14 protein-coding genes are annotated in these 17,141 nt (G+C 71.9%); 10 read left to right on the top strand and 4 right to left on the bottom strand.

Going from position 1 to position 17,141, the window contains the following annotated elements; translation table 11 throughout:
- From ACFO0C_RS06180 to ACFO0C_RS06170, 3 genes are all read left to right on the top strand, one after another.
- On the top strand, positions 1-787 hold a 787-nt coding region (locus tag ACFO0C_RS06180), incomplete at its 5' end, for a type II secretion system F family protein (protein ID WP_378065530.1).
- Position 788: 1 nt separating this feature from the next.
- The gene (locus ACFO0C_RS06175; protein WP_378065529.1) at positions 789-1,706 is read left to right on the top strand and encodes a type II secretion system F family protein; all 918 of its coding nucleotides are present in this window, start codon (positions 789-791) and stop codon (positions 1,704-1,706) included.
- Positions 1,707-1,737: 31 nt separating this feature from the next.
- Positions 1,738-3,399, top strand: coding sequence for a GAF domain-containing sensor histidine kinase (locus tag ACFO0C_RS06170; RefSeq protein WP_378065528.1), 1,662 nt, complete (start codon positions 1,738-1,740; stop codon positions 3,397-3,399).
- A gap of 1 nt (position 3,400) precedes the next feature.
- Here ACFO0C_RS06170 and ACFO0C_RS06165 read toward each other — a convergent pair whose 3' ends face one another.
- Positions 3,401-4,210 (bottom strand): siderophore-interacting protein, encoded by an 810-nt coding sequence (locus ACFO0C_RS06165; RefSeq protein ID WP_378065527.1) that lies wholly within the window; start codon positions 4,208-4,210, stop codon positions 3,401-3,403.
- Positions 4,211-4,320: 110 nt separating this feature from the next.
- Between ACFO0C_RS06165 and ACFO0C_RS06160 the strand changes: the two genes are divergently transcribed.
- On the top strand, positions 4,321-4,980 hold the full coding sequence (locus tag ACFO0C_RS06160; RefSeq protein WP_378065526.1) for a response regulator transcription factor: 660 nt from the start codon (positions 4,321-4,323) through the stop codon (positions 4,978-4,980).
- A 15-nt stretch (positions 4,981-4,995) separates the two neighbouring features.
- Positions 4,996-6,357, top strand: coding sequence for a sensor histidine kinase (locus ACFO0C_RS06155; protein ID WP_378065525.1), 1,362 nt, complete (start codon positions 4,996-4,998; stop codon positions 6,355-6,357).
- Here the strand turns inward: ACFO0C_RS06155 and ACFO0C_RS06150 are convergent.
- Positions 6,347-7,276, bottom strand: a complete 930-nt coding sequence (locus ACFO0C_RS06150; RefSeq protein WP_378065524.1) for a TAXI family TRAP transporter solute-binding subunit — start codon at positions 7,274-7,276, stop codon at positions 6,347-6,349. The genes ACFO0C_RS06155 and ACFO0C_RS06150 overlap by 11 nt on opposite strands.
- Before the next feature lie 120 nt (positions 7,277-7,396).
- On the opposite strand from ACFO0C_RS06150, the gene ACFO0C_RS06145 reads away from it, so the two are divergent.
- On the top strand, positions 7,397-8,044 hold the full coding sequence (locus ACFO0C_RS06145; RefSeq protein WP_378065523.1) for a hypothetical protein: 648 nt from the start codon (positions 7,397-7,399) through the stop codon (positions 8,042-8,044).
- A gap of 5 nt (positions 8,045-8,049) precedes the next feature.
- Here the strand turns inward: ACFO0C_RS06145 and ACFO0C_RS06140 are convergent, their stop codons facing one another.
- Positions 8,050-9,522 carry an alpha-amylase family glycosyl hydrolase gene (locus ACFO0C_RS06140; protein ID WP_378065522.1) on the bottom strand — a complete coding sequence of 491 codons (1,473 nt, stop codon included), beginning with the start codon at positions 9,520-9,522 and terminating at the stop codon, positions 8,050-8,052.
- A 364-nt stretch (positions 9,523-9,886) separates the two neighbouring features.
- Here ACFO0C_RS06140 and ACFO0C_RS06135 point away from each other — a divergent pair, with 364 nt between their 5' ends.
- The 4 genes from ACFO0C_RS06135 (at position 9,887) to ACFO0C_RS06120 (ending at position 14,996) form a co-directional block, all read left to right on the top strand.
- Positions 9,887-11,092, top strand: coding sequence for a pyridoxal phosphate-dependent aminotransferase (locus ACFO0C_RS06135; protein WP_378065521.1), 1,206 nt, complete (start codon positions 9,887-9,889; stop codon positions 11,090-11,092).
- A gap of 61 nt (positions 11,093-11,153) precedes the next feature.
- Positions 11,154-13,193 (top strand): ATP-binding protein, encoded by a 2,040-nt coding sequence (locus tag ACFO0C_RS06130; RefSeq protein ID WP_378065520.1) that lies wholly within the window; start codon positions 11,154-11,156, stop codon positions 13,191-13,193.
- A 2-nt stretch (positions 13,194-13,195) separates the two neighbouring features.
- Positions 13,196-14,398, top strand: a complete 1,203-nt coding sequence (locus ACFO0C_RS06125) for a GAF domain-containing sensor histidine kinase (protein WP_378065519.1) — start codon at positions 13,196-13,198, stop codon at positions 14,396-14,398.
- A 16-nt stretch (positions 14,399-14,414) separates the two neighbouring features.
- Positions 14,415-14,996, top strand: coding sequence for a hypothetical protein (locus ACFO0C_RS06120; RefSeq protein ID WP_378065518.1), 582 nt, complete (start codon positions 14,415-14,417; stop codon positions 14,994-14,996).
- Here the strand turns inward: ACFO0C_RS06120 and ACFO0C_RS06115 are convergent.
- Positions 14,993-17,014 carry an ATP-binding protein gene (locus ACFO0C_RS06115; protein WP_378065517.1) on the bottom strand — a complete coding sequence of 674 codons (2,022 nt, stop codon included), beginning with the start codon at positions 17,012-17,014 and terminating at the stop codon, positions 14,993-14,995. The genes ACFO0C_RS06120 and ACFO0C_RS06115 overlap by 4 nt on opposite strands.
- Between the last annotated feature and the right edge of the window lie 127 nt (positions 17,015-17,141).

Below are 17,141 nucleotides of genomic sequence, written 5' to 3'. Positions count from 1 at the left end.
GGCCGCCGGACGCCGGCTGGAGGCGGTGCCGGCGCTGGCCCGGATCGCCGCCCGGGACGAGCCGATGCTGGACCGGCTCGGCGGCGGGATCCGCCCCGCCGAGTGGCTGGCCGTCCGGTTCGCCGCCGTGGCGGTCGTCGCGGCGGTCGCGTCAGCGGTGTTCCCGTGGCTGTTCGCGCTGGTCCTCGGCCTGCTCGGCGGCTGGTTCGGTGCCGGGGCGCTGCTGCGGGTACGGGTCCAGCGGCGCGAACGGCAGTTCGGCGACGACCTGCCCGGCGCCCTCAACCTGATGACCAGCTCGCTGCGGGCCGGCTTCACCCTGCACCAGTCGGTCGAGGCGGCCGTCCGCGACGACAACGGCCCGGTCGCCACCGAACTCCGGCGTGCCCTGGCCGAGACGAGGATCGGCGGCAGCTTCGAGGACGCCCTGGAACGGGTCGGCGAACGGATGCACAGCCCCGAGATGGTGTGGCTGGTCATGGCCCTGCGGCTGCAACGGGAGGTGGGCGGCAGCCTGGTCGACGTCATGCAGACCACCGCCGACACGATGCGCGAGCGCGCCTACATCAAGCGGCACGTGCGGGCGCTGTCCGGGGAGGGCCGCATCTCGGCATGGGTGCTGGGCAGCATGCCACCGCTCACCGCGCTCGGCATCCACCTCGTCCAGCCGGGGTACCTGCGGCCGCTGTGGACCACACCGCCGGGGCTGATGCTGCTCGCCATCGCGGCCGTCGGGATGACCGCCGGCGCGTTCTGGCTGCGGGCGGTCGTCCGGGTGGAGGTGTGAGGTGGGCGCCGGGCTGCTGGCGATCCTCGCGGTGACCGGTGTGGCCGGCACGATCGTGCTGGTCGCGATCGCGGTCACGATGCCGGAGATGCGGCGGGACCGGGTGATGCGTACGCTCGCCGTCTTCACCGGCCACCCCGAGGCCGAGCAGGGCCGTCACCAGGCCGCCGAGGAGAGCCGCCGACTGGCCCGGTCCGCCGACCGGCTCGGTGCGCTGCTCACCCCGCCCGGGGACCGGGACCGGCTGAACCGGATGCTGGAGATGGCCGGCAACCCCGCCGACTGGCCGATGCAGCGGGTCATCCGGGCCCGGCCGGCCGCGATGGTGATGGTGTCGGCGCTGGCCGCGCTGACCGGCAACGCGCTGAAAGGGCGCCCCGGCATGATCGGCGGCGCGATCGCCGGACTGTTCCTCGGGGCGTTCCTGCCGCTGCTGCTGCTCTGGAACGCGTCGATCAAACGGCAGGAGACCATCCAGCGGTCGCTGCCGGACGTCATGGACGTGATGGTCATCGGGGTGGAGGCGGGGCTCGGCCTGGACTCGGCGATGGACCAGGTGGCCCGCAGCACCCGGGGGCCGATGGCCGACGAACTGCACCGGGTGCTGCAGGAGATGCGGCTCGGGGTGGCCCGGTCCGAGGCGTTGCGGGCGCTTGCCGGGCGTACCTCCGTGCGGGATCTCAAACGTCTCGTCACGGCGCTCATCCAGGCCGGTGAGCTGGGCATCTCGGTGGCGCCGATCCTGCGCGAGCACGCCGCCGAACAGCGCGTCCGGCGACGGCAGCGGGCCGAGGAAGCGGCCCAGAAGGTGCCGGTGAAGATGCTCTTCCCGATCCTGTTCTGCATGTTCCCGGTGATCTTCGTGGTGATCATCGGGCCGGCCGTGATCCAGCTGCTCAAAACGTTCCAGGACAACTAAGGACGCCGGGCGTCGTGCCGAACGGTGGGTCGTGCTGACACCGGCCATCGAGCGCCCCGACGCGGAACTCCAGCGGCTCGCGGCGTTGCACGAGTACCAGCTCCTCGACGCCCCGGCGGACGACGAGCTGAGCGCGGTCGTCCGGGTCGCGGCGATGATCGCCGACGTACCGACCGCCACCCTCAACCTGATCGACGAGAACCGGCAGTGCCAGCTCACCACGGTCGGCTTCCCCGGAAGCGACTCGGATCGCAGCGACTCGATGTGTGACGTCGCGTTCCGGGACGGCCAGGTGATCCATCTGCCGGACGCCCGGCAGAACCCGCTCTACTCCGGCAACCCGTGGGTGGACGGGCGGATGGCCAACGTCCGCTTCTACGCGTCGGCGCCGCTGATCAGCCCGGCCGGGTACGCGCTCGGCACGCTCTGTGTCTTCGACGAGGTGGTCAAGGCGCTGAGCCGCCGGCAGATCCAGCGCCTCGAGGACCTCGCCGAGGTCATCGTCGGGCTGTTCGAACGCCGCCGGCAGGCCCGGATCAGTGCCGAACTGGCGCTGGAGACCGAACGCAGCCACAAGTTCATCGAGACCCTGCTCGACACCGTGGACGTGGGCATCGCGGCGGCCGACGCCGACGGGCGGCTCACCGTACTGAACCGGGCCGTCCGGCGCTGGGCCGGCGCCGCCGAGGACCTCAGCACCCCACTGGAGATCCTCGCGACCCGGTGCGAGCTGCTGCACCTGGACGGGCTCACCCCGGTGAGCACCGACGAGACGCCGCTGCACCAGGCGCTGCGCGACCACCTCGTCAACGATGTGGAGTTCGTGCTGCGTACCGCGGACCACTCGCATCTCACGGTCACCGCGAACAGCCGCAACATCCTCACCGACGCCGGGGATCGGATCGGCGCCGTGGTGGCGCTCACCGACGTGACCCGCGACCGGGAGCACCGGCAGGCCATCGAACGCGCCCACGCCGAGCTGCGCCTGGCCGTCAGCGAGCTGGAACGCTCGAACGACGAGCTGGAGGGCTTCGCCGCGGCGGTCAGCCACGATCTGGTGCGGCCGCTGGCCAGCGCCAGCGGCTTCCTGGAGATGTTCGGGCAGGTGTACGGCGAGCAGCTCGACGAGCGCGGCGCGAAGTGGGTGACCGGCGCCGGCCGGGCCCTCGACCGGATGCAGCAACTGGTCAAGGCGCTGCTCGACTACGCACGGGCCGGTCACGCCCCCTACCAGGCGGTATCCGTCGACCTGAACGAGGTGCTCGCCCAGGTGCGGGCCGATCTGCGGGCGCACGCCGAGAGCGCCGGGGCGACCATCACGGTCGGCGGGCCGCTCCCGTCCGTCGAGGGCGACCCGACCCTGCTACGTCAGCTGCTGCAGAACCTGATCGACAACGCGATCAAGTACCGCCGTCCGGACCGGGCGCCGGCCGTCGAGGTGACCTGCGAGCGTGGGCCGGACGGCTGCGTCGTCGCGGTCGCCGACAACGGGCTGGGCATCCCGCCCGAACACCGGGACCGGGTGTTCGACATGTTCGCCCAGGTCGACCCGGAGTCCCGCAAGGGCCACGGCATCGGACTGTCGACCTGCATGCGGATCGTCGAGCGGCACGGCGGCCGGATCACCGTCGGCGAGTCGCCGTCGGGCGGCACGGTCATCCGGCTGCACCTGCCGGCCACGGACTGCCCGTAGGTCACATGGCGGCGTGGCCGTGCCGCCAGTAGCCGATGAAGTCGATGTGGTTCTTCGGCACCGCGCGGTCCTCGACCAGGTGCCGGCGGCCACCGGTGACCAGCGCCGACTCACCGACCAGATAGGCCCACACCGGCCCGTCCGGCAGGTCCGCCTCGCGCAGCGTGGAGAGTGCCAGCCGCCCGGGCACGGCGGCCGGCTCGTCACGGGCCACCCACCGCAGGTCGACGCCGGCCGGCACCCGGAACTCCTGTCGGTCCTCCGCCGACGGGAGCTCCACGATCGCCACTCCCCTGGCGTCGTCCGGCAGCGACTCGCAGATGCCGGCGACCGCGGGCAGACCGGTCTCGTCGGCGACCAGCAGCGTCCAGTCGTGCTCGGCCCGCGGGTTGTAGCCCACACCCTGGTCGAGCAGCCCGGCCTGGTCACCGGGGTTGGCGGCGAGGGCGAACGCGCTGGCCGGGCCGCTGTGCCCGGCGGCGTCCACATGCACCACGAAGTCGACGTCGAGCCCGTCCGGCCGGAACGCACGGACCGTGTAGTTGCGCACGAACGGCCGCTTCGGCTTGGCGGTGGCCAGATACTGCGCATACCAGAGCCCCGACGTACGGGTCGGCAGCTTCAGGGTGTCCTGGCCCGGGCGCGGCAGGAACAGCCGGAACCACTGGTCGAAGCCGAGCGGCGTGAACCGGCCGAGCCCCTCCCCGCCGAAGGTCACCCGGACGACGTTCGGCGAGATCCGCTCACTCTTGGTCACCTCGAGGAGCAACACGTGGGGATCGACCGGCTTGCGGATTTTGAAGTTCGCCATAGTTAGGTGACCCTAACCTAATCGATCGGAGCGCTCCACCGGCCGGGCGCTCCCGCTGGAAACAAAGGGCGGTTACCGTTCGGGCTACGGACGAGGACGGGCGGAGACCGATGCGAATATTGCTCGTGGAGGACGACCGCCGGGTCGGGGCGGTGATGACCACCATGCTCCAGCGGCGTGGCTACGCGGTGGAGCACGCCGCCACGGCCACCGCGGCGCTGGAGGCGGCACCCTGCGACCTCGTGCTGCTGGATCTGAACCTGCCGGACGGCGACGGTCTCGACGTCTGCCGGGCGCTCCGGTCCCGCAACGAGCACCTGGGGATCATCGCGGTCACCGCGCGCGGTGAGGAGCGTGACCGGGTGACCGGCCTGCGGGTGGGCGCCGACGACTACGTGGTGAAACCGTTCTCGATGGCCGAGCTGCAGGCGCGGATCGAGGCGCTGCTCCGGCGGACCGTGCGGCAGGCGCCGGTGGCCGTGGGGATCGTCGAGGTGGGTCCGGTGCGGATCGATCCGGCGGCCCGGACCGTGCTGATGCACGGCGAGCCGGTGACGCTGACCCGCAAGGAGTTCGACATCCTCAGCTCGCTGGCACGGCAGCCGGGTGTGGCGCTGACCCGCGAGCGGATCATGCTGGACGTCTGGCAGACCACCTGGTCCGGCAAGCACACGCTCGAGGTGCACGTGGCGTCGCTGCGCGCGAAACTGGGTGATCCCGGGCTGGTGGAGACCGTCCGCGGTGTGGGCTACCGTTTGCGCACTACATGAGCAACGGGAGACGGCGTGCGCAGGCGGCTGGTGGTCACCTACCTGCTGCTGCTCTGCATGGTTCTCCTCGCCCTGGAGATTCCGCTGGCCGTCACGGTCGCCAGCCGGGAGACCGACCGGGCCGTCGCTGACCGGCTGGCCGACGCGACCCGGTTCGCCTCCCTGGCGGCGCCGGCGGTGCGCAGCGGCGACATCGACGCGCTGAACGACGAGTTGCGCCGCTACCAGGAGCTGTACGGGATCGGCACCCTCCTGGTCGATCAGGATCAGCGGGTGCTCAGCGCGTTCGGCACCGCGGCGGCGACACCGGCCGGCGCGGTCCGCGGCGCGCTGGCCGGGCACCAGGTGAGCTCACCGGGAACGCTGTGGCCGTGGGAACGGGAGCCGCTGGTCGTCGCGGTCCCGATCAGTGACGGTGGCGCGGTGCTGGGCGTGGTGCTGACCGTGTCGCCGACCGACCGCAGCCGCCGGGACGTGCTGATCGTGTGGCTGGTGCTGACGCTGGTCGGGGTGCTGGCGGTGGCCGCCTGCCTGACCACCGCGGACCGGCTGGCCAGCTGGGTGCTGCGGCCGGTGACCCGGCTGGACGCGGCGGCGCACGAGATCGGCGCGGGGGACAGCGCGGCCCGCGTGCAGCCGGGACTGGGGCCGCCGGAGCTGCGGCGGTTGTCGGCGAGTTTCAACGAGATGGCCGACGCGGTCGCCGAGGCGATGGAGCGGCAGCGGTCGTTCGTCGCGCATGCCAGCCACCAGCTGCGCAACCCGCTGACGGTGCTGCGGCTGCGGATCGAGGACCTGGGGGCCCGGCTCGACGACGAGGAGTTGCGCGAGGACCGCGAGTTCGCCCTGGAGGAGACCGACCGGCTGGCCGACGTGCTGGACGGGCTGCTCGCCCTGGCCCGGGCCGAGCGCGGCCGGCACCAGGTGGAGACGGCTGACGCGACCGCGCTGACCGCGGACCGGGTGAAGGCGTGGCAGCCGCTGGCCGAGCGGCGCGGTGTCGAGCTGGTGGCCGAGCTGCCGGAGGAGCCGGTGCCGGCCCGGCTGGTGGCGACCGCTCTCGATCAGGCGCTGGACGCCCTGATCGACAACGCCCTCAAATTCACTCCGGCCGGTGGCCGGGTGGCGGTCCGGTTGCGGTCCGCGGAGGACGGCGATGCCGAGGTGACGGTACGCGACACCGGCCCCGGAATGACCGAGGAGCAGTGCCGGCAGGCCACCGAACGGTTCTGGCGCGCCCCCGACGCGCAGAACGTGGACGGCGCCGGCCTGGGCCTGTCGATCGTCAACGTGCTGGTCGAGGCGTCCGGCGGCCGGTTCACGCTGGCATCGGCCGAGTCCGGCGGCCTGGCCGCGACGATCAGGTTCAGGGCTTGACGGACTTGTAGTACCGGGCCGACCCCGGGTGCAGCGGCACCGGCAGGGTGGAGATCGCGGCCCGCAGTTCCAGCCGCTCGGCGGCCGGGTGGGCGGCGGCCAGTTCCTCGCGCCGCTCCATCAGCAGCCGGGTCAGGTCGTAGGCCAGGTCCTCGGGCATCGTCTCGGCGACGACGAGCAGGTTCGGTACGGCGATCGTGGCGACCGGCGGCAGGGAGTACGCCGAGGTCGGCACGTCCCGCACCACGTACACGTCGCTGTAGGCCTTGCGCAGCTCACCGGCCCACTCGGACAGGTCGACGATCCGGATGCCGACGGAGGTGCCGAGTTTCTTGATGCCGGTGACCGGCAGCCCCCCGGAGAAGAAGAACGCGTCGATCTCGCCGCGCTCCAGCGCCACGATGGAGTCGTCGAGGCCCAGGTCACGGCGCTGCACCGAGCCCGCCATGCCGGCCACGGTCAGCAGCCGGCCGACGGTCACGGTGGTGCCGGAGCCGCGGGCGCCGACCGAGACGCGTTTGCCCTTCAGCCCGGCGAGACCCTTGATCGGGCTGTCCGCGCGGACCACCAGGTGCAGCAGGTCGTCGTAGACGCGGGCGAGCGCGACCAGCCCGGGTGCCGGCGCACCGCCGGTGACGAGCACGTCGGACTGGGCGAACCCGACCTCGGCCTGCCCGCGGGCGACGAGGTCCATGTTCTCCTTGGAGGCGGCGGTGGCCAGGACGCTGGCGTCGGTGCCGGGCAGTTCCCGGTCGATGATGCCGCTGAAAGCGGTGCCGATCGCGTAGTAGACGGCGGTCGGGCTGCCGGTCGCGATCCGCACGCGGCGATCCTCCGCAGCGCCACGGCCACAGCCCGTCACGACGAGGAGTGTGACCAGCCCGGCGATCGCGATGCGACGGCTGGTTCGAAGGGTCACCTTTGTTTCCCCACGCGGGACGGCCCGGTCCGCGCAAGTTTCCCTCAAGTCTGCGCCGCGGGAGTACCGGCCGAACGGACTTATCGGCGACGGTGTCCTCAGCCACGGAGGGAGATGCCGATGGACCCGACTTCGATTCGTCCGGTCGTGCTGGCCGACGCGCTGCCCGGCGCGTTCGAGTCCGCCTGCCTGGTCGAGTGTGTGGACACCTCCCGTCCCCAGCGACAGCCCCTGCCCGCCCCGGTTCCGCGGGCGGGTGAGGCGCTGGCCGAGTTCGATCGGGAAGACGCCGCGGACCGCCTGGTCTACCTGCTCGACGGCCTCGGTTGCGAGGCCGCGCGGGAGATCCGAACGGGGGGCGGGCGGCGGCGGTACGAGGTGCAGCGCGTGGTCGTGGCGGAATCGCAGCGTCTGGCGACCAGCCGGATGCTGGCGGCGGCCTGGCGCCAGGGTCGGCAAGCCCTCCTCGGGACCGAACAGCTCGGCGCCTCCTCGCCCCGGCACGTGCAACGTCTCGTCCTCGCCCAGGCCGCCTGGCGGGCCGCCCTGCTCGCGGCCGGTCAGCGCCGGCGCGGTCACCTGCTGTGGGTGACGTTGCGGGATCAGGAGATCGCCGCGGTGCTGGTCCGCGCGGCCCGGCTGCTCGGCGTGACCGCCGAGGTCACCCGCCGGCCCGGCTGCGTGGTGGTGACGGTCGCGGCCGACGAGGCCACGGCGCTGCCGGCGACCCCGCCCCGCCTGCGGTTGCGCGCCGGCTCCCTGGTCTGACCCGGTCAGGCCGGCTCGACGCCGAGAACGTGCACGCCCCACGGCGGCAGGTCCACGAACAGGCCCTCGCCGGCCAGTTCGTCGCCGTCCCGGTCGAAGACCCGGCCGTCGAGCAGGTCGGTCAGCTCCCAGGACCGGCCGGCCAGCCCCGGCCACGGCATCGTGATCCGCGCCTGGGCCGGCTGGTCGCCGAAGTTGACGACGACCAGGTGCCGGGTGGCGCCCTCGTGCCACGACCAGGCGACGACGTCCCGGTGTGACGGGTTGTCCGGCCAGCCGTGGCTGTCGAGCAGCCGCCACTCGCCGCGGCGCACGCCGGAGGCGATCGACAGCAGCCGCCGGTGGAAGGACCGCAGCTCGGGATCGGCCGGCTCGTCCGGGTACCGGCCGAGGAAGACCGACAGATGGGTACGGCGCCCCTCGAACTGCCCGTCGTGCCAGAGGGTGGCCCCGGGCAGCGTGGCGATGGCCACGGCGGCGGCCCGGCCCCGGACACCGGCCATGCTCGCGGCGGCACGCGGCTCGTCGTGGTTCTCGGTGAACCGCAGCAGCCCGTCCTGGTAGCCGCGGTCGGCGACCAGGTGCTTGCGCAGCGACTCGGCGCCCTCGTGGGTGAGCCGGTCGTAGAGGCGCTTGTCGTAGCAGAAGTCGAAGCCCTGCCGCTGGAGCGTCCACTCGGTGTCCCAGTACGCCTCGGCGATCAGCACCAGCCCGGGGTGGCTCTCCTTGACCCGGCCGATGATCGGCGGCCAGAACTCGGTGGACGGTGCGGGCCCCGCGTACTCCCCCCAGGTGCCGGCGAAGATGTCGTTGGTGACCAGCATCGCCATGTCGACACGGACGCCGTCGCACTGCTCGCCGATCCAGGTCAGCGTGGCCACCGTCGCCTCGCGCAGGCCCTCGTCGAACGCGTTGAGCTGGGCCACGTCGGGCCATGGCGGGAAGAACGGGTCACGGCCGAACGCCAGGACACGGCCGGCCGCCTCGAACCAGGCACCCGGGTCGGCGGCCAGATCGGCCCCGGTGCCCTGGATGAACCAGTTCGGGTAGTCGGCGGTCGCCGGATGGTCGGGGGCCACGTGGTTGGGCACGTAGTCGAGGACCAGTCGCAGCCCGCGGCGGTGCAGCTCGGCACGGGCCGTGGCCAGGCCGGCCGGCCCGCCGAAGCGGTCGTCGGCCCGGTAACGGCGCACGCAGTAGGGCGAGCCGACCACGTCGTCGTCGGCCAGGTCGGGCAGCGCGGCCCGGAAGGCGCGCTGCAGCGACGCGTTGTCCCTGGCGACGGCGAGACCGGCCGGGCTGCGCTCCCACACCCCCATCAGCCAGACCGCGTCCACGCCGGGTGCCGCGACCTCGTCCCACACCTCACCCGGCACGGTGCCCAGGGTCACCGGACGGCCGTACCGCCGGCTGAGCCCGGCCAGCCACGGCCAGGTGCCGATCTCGTAGATCACCGGCGCCGTCGGCCACCCGGTCATTCAGTCCCCCTCAGTCACGTCTCCTCATGTTAGGGCCTGGATCATGAGGGAGGGCCGGGCCGCCGCGTGGGCCGGGCTGGCCGTCATCACCGCGCCCATCACCACGACGCTCGCCAGCCAGAGTCTGATCAATCCGCGCATCCTTCTCCCTCCGTCACAACCACCAGAGAAGAGAACGAGCTAGTTGATCAATCGTGGCGGAACCTGTTTCTTTCCTGAGAATTAAGTATCGAACGATTCAACCCCCGTGCCCGTATCGGAGGGCGGCACCATCACCGAGGGGTTCGGGAGGACTACTGTGGCGCGGACCGGTATCGATACTTCGATCCTGCACAAGGGTTCACACAGCGCATCGTTCTTCGACGTGTCGCGAGCCGCGGGAGAAGGCGTCGAGATCGTCGACTTCTGCATTCCGTGCAACCCGTACTTCCCCACCCCGGAGATGTTCGACGAGCTCACCCGCGACCTCAAGAGCATCCTGAAGTACTACCCGAGCGACTCCTCGACGATCACCAAGAAGCTGGCCGGTGTCCTCGGCCTGCACCCGCAGACGGTGGCCATGGCGAACGGCTCGACCGAGCTGATCACCTGGATCGACCACCTGCTGATCAAGGAGAGCGTCGCGATCCCGATCCCGACCTTCGGCCGGTGGACCGACCAGCCGATGGAGACGGGCAAGCGGGTCGACATGTTCCCACTGCAGGAGCGTGACGGCTTCCGGCTCGACCTGGAGGAGTACGTCCAGTTCATCCGGGAGCGCAAGTCGCGGGTCGCGGTGGTCTGCAACGTGAACAACCCGGACGGGCACTACATCCCGCGCCGTGACGTGATCCGGTTCATGGACGCGCTCAGCGACCTGGACCTGGTCGTCGTCGACGAGTCGTTCATCGACTTCTCCGACGCCGAGCGCTACCCCTCGGTCGGCCCGGACGCGGTGATCCGCCCGAACGCGGTGGTGCTCAAGAGCCTCGGCAAGAACTTCGGCCTGCACGGCATCCGGTTCGGCTACATGCTGGCCAACCCGGCGATCGCCGGCAAGATCGCGAAGATGCTGCCCAAGTGGAACCTGAACTCCCTCGCGGAGAAGGTGGTCCACATGATCTCCGACCACGAGATGGAGTACGAGGAGAGCCTGCGCCTGCTCAGCCGGGACCGCCGGTCGATGGGCCGGGAGCTGCAGCGCATCCAGGGCCTGACCGTCTTCCCGTCACAGGGCAACTTCTTCCTGGTCAAGCTGCCGAACGAGTGGTCCGGTGTGGCGCTGCGCGACTACCTGGTCGCCAATCACGGCATCATGACCCGGGAGTGCGGCAACAAGCTCGGCATGACCAGCCAGTTCATGCGGCTCGTGGTGCGCCCGGCGGGCGACGTGGACCGGCTCGTCGACGGCATGCTCGACTACGCGCAGCGGTTCCACACCCGGTCGGTCTACGACAGCGACCCGCTGGAGAGCACCCCGCGGGCGCGCTGGGCCGACGCGGCCTACGACGACCAGCCGGACAACCTGATCCAGTACCCGAGCCAGCGCTCCGGCAACGACTACACCGCGCGCCGGGCCGCCGTGGGCTGACGCTCAGCAATCCGCGTTCCCCGCCGATAGGTGGCCCGACGGGCACCTTGGGGAGCGAGGAATGACGTACCGCGCATCATTGGCCCGGACGGGCATGTTCGCGGTCGCGTACCTGATCGCGGTCTGGGCCGGACGGCTCACCGTGATGGACGACACCAACCTGAGCATGGTGTGGCCGGCCGCGGGGATCGCGGTGGTCTGGTTCACCGTCCAGCGGGAGGCCCCCGCTCGCTGGGCGGACGTCGCGGCGCTCGCCGTGATCACCCTGGTGGTGAACACGGCGACCGGCGCGACGGTCTCCCTGGCGCTGGTGTTCGTCGCCGCCAACCTGGTCCAGATCGCGGTCTTCCTGCATCTGCTCAGCCGATGGCGGCCGATGTTGCGGCCGGAGTACGGCCTGCACAACCCCCGTGACCTGTGGGCGCTGCTGGCCGCCGGAGTCGCCGGGACGGTGGCCGGCGCCGCCGTCGGGCCGACCGGGATGTGGCTGCTCACCGAACGGCACTCGTGGGCGGCCACGCTGGTCTGGCTGTCCCGCAACACCGCGAGCATCCTGCTGGTCGGCACCGCCGGGCTGTGCACCGCGCAGGCGGCCGCCCAGTTCCGGGCCCGGTACGGCACCCCGCTCGCCTGGTGGCGGGCCACCCCACGGATGCGGCTGTTCGAGTACGCCGCCCTGATCGTCTGCTCGGGCGCCACGTATGTGGCCGCGTTCGCCATGAGCCGGGGCCTGCCGATCGCGTTCGCCCTGATCGCCCTGACGGTGTGGGCCGGCACCCGGTTCCCCACCCCGTTCGTGGTGGTGCACGATCTGGGCGGCGGCACCATGGCGGTGCTGTTCACACTGAACGGGCACGGGCCGTTCGCGGCGATCGGTGACGCGGCCAGCCGGGCGTGCGTGGCCCAGCTGTACGTCGCGATCGTGGCCGTGGTCGGGCTTTCGCTGGCCCTCGGGCGCGACGAGCGCATCGCCCTGATGTCGGCACTGGCCGCGGAGAAGGCGGAGCTGGCCGCCGAGCGGGAGCAGGCGTCGCAGCGGGCCGACCTGCTGCGGGCGATCATCGACTCGACCACCGACGGGCTCGCCGTGGTCGGCGCCGACCGGCGGGTGGTGCTCAGCAATCCGGCCGCCGACTCCCTGTTCGGCAGCGGCTCGGCCGGTGACCTCGACGAGATCCTCGACCGTGCCCTGGCCGGCGCGACGGTCACCGAGACCGACGTGCCGATCCCGGGTACGGGCAGCGGCGGCGGCCGGGTCGTCAGCGTCCGCACGGCCGCGCTGCGCGACCCGGACGGCACCCGGCGTGTGGTGCTGCTGTTCCACGACGTCACCGCCGAGCGTCGGCACCGCGACGAACTGGCCGGGTTCGCCGGGGTGGTGGCGCACGACCTGCTCAACCCGGTGACCGCGGTCGAGGGGTGGACCGAGACGGCCGCCGAGGTGGTGGAGAGGCTGCCGGCCGGGCCGGAGCGGAAGCTGACGCTCGATGCCCTGGGCCGGGTGGAACGGGCCGCTGGGCGGATGCGTTCGCTGATCGGCGGGCTGCTCGCCTACACCACGGCCCGGGACGTGACGATCTCCTCGGCCCGGGTCGGCCTGGGCCAGATGGTCTCCGAAGTGACGGTGGCCCGGCTCGACGCGGCCATCGCGGCGGGGATGCCGGCACCCCGGTTCACGGTCGGCGATCTGCCGGCGGTGCAGGCCGACCCGGTGCTGATGCGGCAGCTGCTGGACAACCTGATCGGCAACGCGATCAAGTACACCGCCCCGGGGGTGACGCCGGCGCTGGCGGTGACCGCGGTCCGGGACGGCGAGATGGTCCGCGTGTGCGTCGCCGACAACGGCATCGGCATTCCGGCCGGGCAGCACGACGAGATCTTCGGCAACTTCCACCGAGCCCACTCCACCCTCGGGTACGCCGGGACGGGACTGGGCCTGGGGATCTGCAAACGGATCGTCGAACGGCACGGCGGGACGATCACCGCGACCGACAATCCGGGTGGTGGATCGCGGTTCGAGTTCTCGGTGCCGGCCGCCGAGCCGGGCCGTCAACCGGTCCCCGATTCCGCTCAGCTGCGGGGACCGCTCGCCGAAAGGTAGTCGTGGAGCACAATCCCCGGGACGAGGACGAGCGGGCCAGGTTGTCCGCCGTCAGGTCGTACGAGGTGCTCGACCGGCCACGACCGGCCGCCCTCGACGATCTGACCCGGCTGGCCGCATCGATGTTCGACACCCCGATGGCGGCCGTCTCCCTGATCGACCGGGACCGCCAGTGGTTCGCCGGCAGCCACGGCCTGGCCGACGAGCAGACGCCCCTCGACGTGTCGTTCTGCCGGCACGTCATCCCGTCCGGGAAGCCGCTGATCGTCCCGGACGCCTCCCAGGACTCCCGCTTCGCCGACCTGCCGAACGTCGTCGGCAAACCCAACGTCCGGTTCTACGCCGGCGCGCCGATCGTCGACGAGGACGGGCACACCCTCGGCGCCATGTGCGTGATCGACGACCGGCCCCGGCAGGTCGACGACGGCCAGGTCCGCAACCTGGTCACGTTCGCCGGGCAGGCGGCGGTGCACCTGACCGCCATCCGCAACCGGCTGCGGATGTCCGACCTCGGCGACGAACTGGCCCGCGCCTCGAAACGCGAGGACGACCTGGTCGCCACGATCACCCACGAGCTGCGGACACCCGTCGCGTCGATACAGGGCTATCTGGAGATCCTCGGCGATCAGGAGGATCTGGCACCCTACCGCCGGCTGATCGAGCCGATCCACCGCAACGGCGAGCGTCTGGTGTCCATGGTCGACCATCTCCTCGCCGGGACCAGGCCGGCGGAGGCACCGCTGCCCGCCCCGGTCGGGCCGGTCGCGCTGGACACCGTGGTCTCGGCGGCGGCGACCACCTGCCGTCCGCTCATCGCGTTGCGCTCGGAGACCGTACGGCTGAGGCTGGACGCCGAGGTCCCGGTCCGCGCCGACCTGTCCCGCCTCGCTCACGCCGTCTCGCAGTTGCTGCGCAACGCGCTGCTCTTCACCCCGGCCGACCGTCCGATCACGATCGTCAGCGGCGCGACGCCGCGTCCCTTCGTGGTGATCACCGATGGCGGCCTGGGCATCCCCGCCGAGGAGCTGCCCTTCGTCTTCGATCGCTTCTATCGCGGCCGGCACGCCCGTGACCAGGCAGTTCCCGGCGTCGGTCTGGGCCTGACGATCGCCCGCAACATCATCGAGGCACACCACGGGACGGTGACCGTGGAAAGCGGCGGCACCGGAACCACGGCCCGCGTCACCCTGCCCGCCGCCGGATAGGGCCTAGGCTGGTGGGATGGAGGAGCCCGGCGCGATGCGTGTCGACGACGTCGTGGCCGTGATCGTCGGGCGGCTGGCCGACCAGCACCGGGTGGTGCCGGAGTACATCGTGCGCGACGCCGTCGAGGCCGCGCTGCGCCGCCGCTCCGGCGACACCGGGCCGGTCCCGGCCGACGTGGCCGAGGAACTGATCAACGGGTTCTGCGCCGGTGCCGCCGGCGCCGAGGACGACGCGGCGACGATGCCGGCGGTGCTCAGCGGCGACGAGACCGGGCGGCTGATGACGGTGCTCGGGCTGGCCGTGCACGTGGCCGCCTTCAACCTGGACCGGGACCGGTTGCACGTCGCGCAGATCCTCAACGGCGCCGCGGCCGCGCTGGTCGCGATCGGTTCGGCGGCCCGGGCGGCGCACGCCGACGGCACCTCGGCGGTGCTGCTCTCCCCGGTCACGCTCCGGACCGTGCGGACGACGGTGATCGGTGTCCTGCAGGGGCTCCGGGACCGCGGCTGGCAGGCCCGTCACCTGGACCAGGAGGGCACCGCCGCACTGTTCGGCGGTGTCCTGGACATGCTCGGCGCGGTTCCGCCGACCGGCTAACGGACCGGGGCGAGGGCGCGGGCGTACGCGGAGCGTCCCATCGGCAGCGTGAAGGACATCCGGGTGCCCGCGCCGTACGGATTGGCCGTCGCCTCGATCGTTCCGCCGTGCCGTTCCACGATCCGCTTGCAGATCGCCAGCTCCAGCCCGTTGGTGTCGGTCGAGCCCTTCTCCCGGTGGAAGTTCGTGAAGATCTCGTGCCGGGTGCCCTGCGGGATCCCGAGGCTGTTGTCCAGGATGTCGATGCGCAGCATCCCGTTCGGCGCCGGCTGGCAGGAGATCGCCAGGTAGGGGCCGACCCCGGGGGCCATCGTGCGCAGCGAGTTGTCGATCAGGTTCTCCAGCAGCTGCCGCAGCAGCACCGGGTCGGCCTCGACCGGGTCGAGCCGGCCCACCTCGAAGTAGGGTGGCGCCGATCCGGTGCTCTCCGCCTGGTCGAGCCGGCTGTTGATGATGTCCCCGACGAGCAGCGACATGTTGACGGTGGTCGGCATCAGCTTGCCGTCGCGGGCCGCGGTGTAGGCGAGCAGCCCGTTGAGGAACGTGCGCATCCGGGCGGCGGCCCGCTGGATCCGCTCCACCCGCTCGGCCGGCCGGTAGCCGGCCAGCTCCTGCTCCAGCACCTCGGACCAGCCCTCGATCGTGGTCAGCGGGTTGAGCAGGTCGTGCGCGACCCGGCCGGCGAACGACATCAGCTCGTCCCGGTGCCGACGGTCGGCGGTGACGTCGTGGAAGACCACCACCACGTGGTACGGACCGGTGCCGAGCACGAGGCGGGCGGCGTTGAACCGGACCACCCGGCCCTCGGGCACCGCGGCGTTGCGCACCAGGACGTCCATCGGCTCGACCTCGTGACCGGCCAGGACCCGTACGTGCGGGAGCTCGTCGTCGGTGAGCGGGCTGCCGTCGGGCTGGAAGAAGCCGTGGTTGCTGCCGAGCGCCACCCCGCCGGTGACCGCCGGCACCGCGCCGAGCAGCCGGCCGGCCGCGGGGTTGCGCAGCACGAGACGCCCGGTGTGGTCGAGGATGGCGAGGCCCTCGGTCATCGAGTTGACCACCGTGGTCATCATCGTGGCCTTGTCGGTGGCCTCCTGCTCGGAGATCCGCAGGCGCTGGATCAGGCTGACGCGTTCGTCGCGGCTGAGCGCGAGGGCGAGGCCGACGCAGCCGAGGATGCCGGCGTAGAGCTGGATCAGCATGGCCCGCAGCTCGATGTCGGCGACCACGGCGTACGGGCCGTGGCCGCCGACCGTGTAGAGCAGGGCCGAGCAGTTGAACACGGCGGCGTGCAGGATCAGGACCGGGCTGGGCATCCGGACGGCGGCCCACACCGTCAGCGGGATGAGGACGAACCCGATCGGCAGTTCCTCCTGGCTGCTGAACACCGCCCAGTAGGCGGCGGCCGAGGTGACGAAGACGGCCAGGCACTCCAGGACACGTGCCCGGCTCAGGGCGGACCGGACGCCGCGGTCACCGCCGAGCAGGTCGGCGAGCAGCCGGGTGGCCGCGCCGAACACCAGGACGGAGCCGGCGTCGCGCAGGAACAGGGCGCCGGCGCCGTACGCCGAGAACGTCCGTTCGCCGTCGAGGGCCAGGTCACCGCCGATCCGCAGGAGGGTGGCCGCGACCGCGGCGAGGCCGGCACAGATCAGCAGGCGCCACAGGCCGGGCAGGTCCGACAGCGGCCGTCCACCGTCCGCGGACGGCTGGATGGCCGGCAGCCAGCGGGCCACCGCGACCGCGAAGACGACCGCGCCGAGCATCGCCGCGAAGCCCTCCACCAGGGCGATCCCGAGGGAGGTGCCGGTGACGGCGAGCCCTCCGGCGGTGAACAGGCCGATGGCGCCGGTCGCCGCCCAGCGCCAGGGGGTGTGCCCGCTCATGACCAGCCAGGTCGCCGCGACACCGAACGCGGGCCAGACCATCGGCTCACCGGGGTCACCGAGGGTGGTGCCGGCACCGGCGACGACGGCGATCAGGTAGAGCGCCGCGTAGCCGACAACGGGCGTTACGGCCATCGGAAGTCTCATCGGTTCGCCTCGTATCGGGATGTGACCCTTTCACCCTCTTGTCGGCACATCCGGGACAACCCTTAGCCGGAGATATATACAGTTCGATATCTGGTTGTTAACGACCGTTACGAAT

It is taken from the genome of Actinoplanes subglobosus (genome assembly GCF_042650585.1).
Classification (GTDB): Bacteria; Actinomycetota; Actinomycetes; order Mycobacteriales; family Micromonosporaceae; genus Actinoplanes; species Actinoplanes subglobosus.
The sequence above is the reverse complement of the archived record's forward strand: the minus strand, read 5'-3'. Positions and strand labels throughout refer to the sequence as shown.

Excerpts from the sequence above, each read along its gene's own strand:
- ACFO0C_RS06165 (WP_378065527.1), bottom strand. The coding sequence starts at position 4,210 with ATGGCGAACTTCAAAATCCGCAAGCCGGTCGATCCCCACGTGTTGCTC.
- ACFO0C_RS06160 (WP_378065526.1), top strand. The coding sequence starts at position 4,321 with ATGCGAATATTGCTCGTGGAGGACGACCGCCGGGTCGGGGCGGTGATG.
- ACFO0C_RS06145 (WP_378065523.1), top strand. The coding sequence starts at position 7,397 with ATGGACCCGACTTCGATTCGTCCGGTCGTGCTGGCCGACGCGCTGCCC.
- ACFO0C_RS06140 (WP_378065522.1), bottom strand. The coding sequence starts at position 9,522 with ATGACCGGGTGGCCGACGGCGCCGGTGATCTACGAGATCGGCACCTGG.
- ACFO0C_RS06130 (WP_378065520.1), top strand. The coding sequence starts at position 11,154 with ATGACGTACCGCGCATCATTGGCCCGGACGGGCATGTTCGCGGTCGCG.
- ACFO0C_RS06120 (WP_378065518.1), top strand. The coding sequence starts at position 14,415 with ATGGAGGAGCCCGGCGCGATGCGTGTCGACGACGTCGTGGCCGTGATC.
- ACFO0C_RS06115 (WP_378065517.1), bottom strand. The coding sequence starts at position 17,014 with ATGGCCGTAACGCCCGTTGTCGGCTACGCGGCGCTCTACCTGATCGCC.